Origin of the sequence: Prevotella sp. S7 MS 2 (assembly GCF_000762865.1) — a bacterium.
In the GTDB taxonomy this organism is placed as follows: Bacteria; Bacteroidota; Bacteroidia; order Bacteroidales; family Bacteroidaceae; genus Prevotella.
In genome coordinates, this window is sequence record NZ_JRPT01000046.1 from 1 (window position 1) to 1,645 (window position 1,645).

Genomic DNA, 1,645 nt, shown 5'->3' on the forward strand with positions numbered 1-1,645 from the left:
TTTCCTAAAATTTGAGGAATCATATAAGTCCAAATTATTTTCCTAATCCCTACGGAAAATATCTCTAGTATATACTTTCTCCTTCACATCATCAAGTGACGGATCATAACGATTTGCAATGATGGATTGGGATTCTGATTTAAAAACAGATAGGTCGTTTACTATTCTGCTGCCAAAGAAAGTGCTACCATCTTCTAGCGTTGGCTCGTAGATAATAATTTCTGCCCCCTTAGCTTTGATACGCTTCATGACTCCCTGAATGCTCGACTGGCGGAAGTTGTCGCTATTGCTCTTCATTGTTAAGCGATAAACCCCAATAACACAGCGCTTTTCTTCCTTGACGTCAAAATCGCCCCGATTATAATAATCGTAATAACCAGCCATTCGGAGAACACGGTCAGCTATAAAATCTTTACGCGTGCGATTACTTTCGACAATGGCACCTATCAGATTCTCGGGTACGTCTTGATAATTAGCAAGCAGTTGCTTGGTATCTTTGGGTAAACAATATCCACCATAGCCGAACGAGGGGTTATTATAGAAACTGCCAATACGGGGGTCAAGGCCTACACCATCAATAATAGATTGGGTGTTGAGTCCCTTCATCTCTGCATAAGTATCGAGCTCGTTGAAGTAGCTTACTCTTAATGCAAGATAGGTATTAGCAAAGAGCTTCACTGCTTCTGCTTCTGTTACCCCCATAAAGAGCGTATCTATATCCTCTTTAATAGCACCCTCTTGTAACAGAGCGGCAAAAGTATGGGCTGCTTGGTCTAAACGAATATCGTCTTCTGGTCGTCCGATAATAATTCGACTAGGATAGAGATTATCATAAAGAGCCTTACTCTCGCGCAAGAATTCAGGTGCAAAGAGGATATTCTCACTGTGGTATTTTTCTCTTACACTAGCAGTATAGCCTACCGGAATGGTAGACTTAATAATCATAATGGCATTGGGATTTACTTGTAAAACAAGCTCTATAACCTCTTCTACATGCCGGGTATCAAAGTAATTCTTCACCGGATCGTAGTTAGTAGGAGTAGCTATCACTACAAAATCGGCATCTTGGTAGGCCGCTGCTCCATCCAAAGTAGCTTTTAAGTCTAGAGGTTTTTCTGCTAGATAGCGTTCTATATATTCATCTTGAACAGGAGAACGGCGGGCATTAATTTTATCAACCTTCTCTGGTACAACATCCACAGCCGTAACCTGATGGTTCTGACTCAACAATGTAGCAATACTCAAGCCCACGTACCCGGTACCTGCAACTGCAATTTTCATATTATAAAACAAATAATTATATTGGCTTTCCCAAATAGACTGTACAGAATTCTAAATATAACAACTCTACTCATCAATGCCGGCAGATACTCCACTTCCTCCATTAATCAAATATGACTAATGTGCAGAGGAAGCATCTACACAAACATCTCCACCTAAGAGTTAGAAACTCGCAGAGTCGCATTCTGTACATGCTCGTAATATAGGGACAACATCAGATAAATAATACATTTCTTTATAGCTCCCTATCATTTACTTATGCAATCTTTGCAAAGTTAGCTAAAAAGCTAATACGTTGCAATAATACTCCATATAAAAGCTCAAAAAACTTGTATACGCCGATTAGGGAGAGCTAGGTATACAC

General features: G+C 39.9%; 1 protein-coding gene. It reads right to left on the minus strand.

The features are described from left to right. Positions 1 to 42 precede the first annotated feature (42 nt). Positions 43 to 1,281, minus strand: a complete 1,239-nt coding sequence (locus tag HMPREF0671_RS08620) for a nucleotide sugar dehydrogenase (protein WP_036899529.1) — start codon at positions 1,279 to 1,281, stop codon at positions 43 to 45. Positions 1,282 to 1,645: the final 364 nt, after the last annotated feature.

Excerpts from the sequence above, each read along its gene's own strand:
- HMPREF0671_RS08620 (WP_036899529.1), bottom strand. The coding sequence starts at position 1,281 with ATGAAAATTGCAGTTGCAGGTACCGGGTACGTGGGCTTGAGTATTGCT.